The sequence below is a fragment of the Streptomyces flavofungini genome (assembly GCF_041028215.1).
Classification (GTDB): Bacteria; Actinomycetota; Actinomycetes; order Streptomycetales; family Streptomycetaceae; genus Streptomyces; species Streptomyces flavofungini_B.
The window spans coordinates 1-4,071 of the sequence record NZ_JASKYR010000642.1 but is presented as its reverse complement, the minus strand read 5'-3'; the positions used below and the strand labels follow the sequence as shown (position 1 = coordinate 4,071).

The following is a 4,071-nucleotide window of genomic DNA, read 5'->3' as shown; positions in this document are numbered from 1 at the left end:
GCGGCTCGACGGCATCCCGGCCGCCGTCTCGCTCCACCCCGCCGGGGCGCTGGCGTACGTCTCCCTGCTCGACGCCGACCGGATCGCCGTCGTCGACCTGGACCGGCTGTCCGTCGTCGGCGGCTTCGCCACCGGGTCCGAACCGGACGTGTCGGTCCTGCTGCCCGCCGCCCAGCCCGCTCCGGACCTGCGCCCCTAGTCCGGGACCGCGCTGTCCGCCGGGGCGTCGCCGCGGCCGTAGTGGTGCGTGGTGAACATGTAGACCAGCCCCGCCGCGACCACGATGCCGCCGCTGAGCAGCACGATCCAGTTGTCGTACCAGGCGGCCTCGGGCTGGCGGGGCCAGGCGATGTTGACGATGGCGAAGATACCGTAGGCCAGTGCACCCGCGTTCACCAGCAGGCCCCAGCGGCCCAGGCGGTACTCCCCGCTCGGCTTCCAGCCTTTGAGGCGCGCGCGCAGCGCGGCCAGGACGACCATCTGGAAGGCGGCGTAGATCCCGAGGATGGCGAAGGACACGATCGAGGTGAGGGCGTCCGTCGAGATCAGCGAACCGACGGCGATGAGCGCGGGCACCACCGCCGCGACCAGGAGCGCGTACGGGGGGACCGCGCGCGCCTCGGAGAACTTCCGCAGCAGCCGGTGCCCGATGATCATCTCATCGCGGGCGTAGGAGTAGATCAGCCGGCCCGCGGCGGCCTGGAGGCTGATCGTGCAGGACAGGAAGGAGATCAGGACGACGGCCATCACCGTGCGCGCGCCCGCCTCGCCGAGGGCGTCGAAGAGGACCCTGACCACCGGGTCGGGGTCCTTGCCGGAGATCACCGCGCGGTAGTCGACGACGGCGAGGAGCAGGGTCAGACAGGTGAACGTCGCCGCGGCCCCGCCTACGTAGATGGTGCGGCGCATGGCCTTGGGGATCACCTTGCCGGGGTTCTTGACCTCCTCGGCGACGTCTCCGCAGGCCTCGAAGCCGTAGTACTGGTAGAAGCCGATGATCGCCGCGCCCAGGAACACCGGCAGATAGGAGCCGTCACCGGACGCGCCGAAGTCGTCGAAGAGCACCCCGAGGCCGTGGAAGCGATGGGTGGTGAGCAGGATGACGCCGACGACGAGCGCGCCGAGCAGCTCCGCGCCGAAGCCGATCAGCGCCGCCCACGAAAGGGCCTTCGTACCGGCGTAGTTGATGAGCACCGAGATGACGATCAGTGCGATCGTGCACAGCACGGTGGTGTGCACGGTGGGGCGGAAGCCCAGCAGGATGGCGATGTAGGGCCCGGCGCCGTAGGCGACGCTGGTGATCGTCACGAGCAGCGCCCACATGTAGACCCACCCGGTCATCCACGCCCAGCGCTTGCCCCACAGGCGCCGCGCCCACGGATAGACACCGCCCGCCACCGGGTACTGGGCGACGACCTCGCCGAAGACCAGGGCGACGAGGAACTGCCCGCAGCCCGCCATGACGAACGCCCAGATCATCGGGGGGCCGCCGTCGGCGAGGGCGGTGCCGAACAGGGTGTAGGTGCTGACCACGGGGGAGAGGTAGGTGAAGCCGAGGGCGAAGTTGGCCCAGGGGCCCATGTCCTTGCGGAACTCCGACTTCTCCTCGCCCGGCGCGGCGTCGGCGGTGGTCACTGGTGGGCCCCTTCGGGGTCGGCGGTCCCCGGTCCCGGCCGGGCGGTGATGAGGTCCGCCGCGCGCTCGGCGGCGAGCAGCACGGTGACCATCGGGTTGATGGTCGGCATGGTGGGGAAGACCGACGCGTCCACGACGCGCAGCCCGTCGTGTCCGCGTAGCCGCAGCTCCGGATCGACCACCGCCGTCGGATCGTCCTCGGCGCCCATCTTGCAGGTGCCCGCCGGGTGGTAGACGGTGTGGGCGGCACGGCGCCCGTACTCCGACAGATCCGCGTCCGATGTCACCTCGGGTCCCGGGGCGACCTCCCGCAGCAGCCACTCCCGGAGCGGGTCGGCGGCGGCCACCTCGCGGGCGATCCGCAGGCCGTCGACGAAGTCCTTGGCGATGGCGTTCCGGTCGGCGGCGCCGACGGGCACGATCGTGTTCCGCAGCCGCGCGCGGTAGGGCAGGATCGTCTCGGGCCCCCAGCCCGCGCATCCGGCGGCCACCCACTCCTGAAGATCCTGCGGGAACGGCAGGAAGCTGATCAGGGTGTTGTGCGAGGAGCAGCCGCCGAGCACCCGGGCGCGGGAGTGCAGGATGTGGGAGTTGCCGCGCGGCTGCTCCTCGGTGGTGTAGCCGTAGTCGAACTCGCCGCCGAGCAGGTTGATCCAGTTGCGGAGCTTCAGGACGCGGTCGTCGCCGACGTCGCTGGGACCGCCCTCGACCACGCACACCCGGCAGGCGGGGTCCTCGCTGAGCCGGGCGGCGAGCACGGAACCGGCCGTGCCGCCGCCGATGATCACGTAGTCGTAGGTCGTCGTCTCGTCGTCCATGCCGCGCCCGCTCTCCTCGCCTCGCCCGTCCCCGGCCGTGTCCGCTCAGCCCTTGAACCAGCCGGAGGGGGCGGGGCGCAGGTTCTGGTACGTGTGCTTGACCTCCTGGTACTCGCGCAGTCCGGTGGGGCCGAGCTCCCTGCCGATGCCGGAGCGGCCGAAGCCGCCCCACTCCGCCTGGGGGACGTAGGGGTGGAAGTCGTTGATCCATACGGTGCCGTGGCGCAGCCTGGCCGCGACCCGCTGGGCGCGGCTCGCGTCGCTGGTCCAGACGCCGCCCGCCAGGCCGTAGCGGGTGTCGTTGGCCAGCTCCACGGCGTGGTCCTCGTCGCCGTCGCGGAAGCGCTCCACGGTGACGACCGGGCCGAACACCTCTTCCTGCACGATGCGCATGGAGCGGTCGCAGTCGGCGTAGACGGTGGGCAGCAGGAAGAAGCCGTCGGCGAGGTCGGGGTCCTCCGGGCGGCGCCCGCCGCACACCAGACGGGCGCCTTCCGCTCGGGCGATGGCCAGATAGCTCTCGACCTTCGCCCGGTGCTCCGCCGAGCTGAGCGGCCCGCTCTCGGTCATCGGGTCCAGGCCGCTGCCGAGCCGGATGGCCTGGGCGCGGGCGGACAGCTTCGCCACGAACCGGTCGTGCAGGGAGTCCTCCACGAGCAGCCGGGAGCCGGCCGAGCACACCTGGCCCGAGTGCAGGAACGAGGCTTCCAGGGTGTGGTCGACCGCGGCGTCGAAGTCGCAGTCGGCGAAGACGACGTTGGGGTTCTTGCCGCCGAGTTCCAGTGCGATGTTCTTCACGCCCGGCGCGCACGCTTCCATGATCCGCCGCCCGGTGTCCAGGCCGCCGGTGAAGGAGACCAGGTCCACGTCGGGGTGGGCGGCCATGGCCGCGCCGACGGTGGCGCCGGAGCCGAGCAGGAGGTTGGCGACCCCGGCGGGCGCCCCCGCCTCGGCGATCAGCCGCACCATGTGGATCGTGGAGAGCGGTGTCGTCTCACTGGGCTTGAGGACGAAGGTGTTGCCCGCCGCCAGGGCGGGGGCGACCTTCCAGGAGGCCTGGAGCAGGGGGTAGTTCCAGGGTGCGATGAGGGCGCAGACGCCGACGGGGTGGTAGGTGACGCGGCTGAGCACGTCGGGGCCGACGTCCACGACGCGGCCGCCGTCCTTGTCGGCGATCTCGCCGAAGTAGCGGAAGGCGTTGGAGACGTCCTCGATGTCGATGCGCGCCTCGGCGAGCGTCTTGCCGGTGTCCAGGCTCTCGACGCGGGCCATCTCCTCCTGGTCGCGCAGCAGGAGCCGCGAGACCCGCAGCAGCACGTCGGCCCGCTCCCGGGTGGGTGCTGACGCCCAGCCGCCGTGGTCGAAGGCGCGCCGCGCCGCGCGGACGGCGAGCGGGACGTCGGTCTCGTCGGCGTCGTCGACCTGCTGGATGACGGAGGCGTCGTACGGGTTGATCACGTCCCGGCGCCCGCCCTGGGCGGCGGCGGTCCACTCACCGTCGACGAACAGTTCCGGCATCGTGCACTCCCTCGCTCGCGTGCGTGTCCGGTGCCGGGCGTGCCGCACCGGCACGGACACCGGTCACCAACATCCTCGGCCCATCGTGCGGGGGCCATAC

At 71.9% G+C, this 4,071-nt stretch carries 3 protein-coding genes and 1 pseudogene; 1 reads left to right on the top strand and 3 read right to left on the bottom strand.

Translation table 11 applies throughout. The features are described from left to right. Positions 1 to 199, top strand: a pseudogene (locus tag AB8Z36_RS31615) (hypothetical protein); the annotation flags it as partial. On the opposite strand, the gene AB8Z36_RS31610 reads toward AB8Z36_RS31615, so the two are convergent. Genes AB8Z36_RS31610 through AB8Z36_RS31600 form a run of 3 tightly spaced genes read right to left on the bottom strand, consistent with a single transcriptional unit; the run spans position 196 to position 3,971 of the window. After that, entirely contained in the window at positions 196 to 1,635 is a 1,440-nt protein-coding gene (locus AB8Z36_RS31610; RefSeq protein ID WP_369216820.1) for an APC family permease, read from the bottom strand. The pseudogene AB8Z36_RS31615 and the gene AB8Z36_RS31610 overlap by 4 nt on opposite strands. Then, positions 1,632 to 2,453, bottom strand: a complete 822-nt coding sequence (locus tag AB8Z36_RS31605; protein ID WP_369216819.1) for a GMC oxidoreductase — start codon at positions 2,451 to 2,453, stop codon at positions 1,632 to 1,634. The genes AB8Z36_RS31610 and AB8Z36_RS31605 overlap by 4 nt, the downstream gene beginning before the upstream one ends. Positions 2,454 to 2,498: 45 nt before the next feature. Next, positions 2,499 to 3,971, bottom strand: coding sequence for an aldehyde dehydrogenase family protein (locus AB8Z36_RS31600; protein ID WP_369216818.1), 1,473 nt, complete (start codon positions 3,969 to 3,971; stop codon positions 2,499 to 2,501). Positions 3,972 to 4,071: the final 100 nt, after the last annotated feature.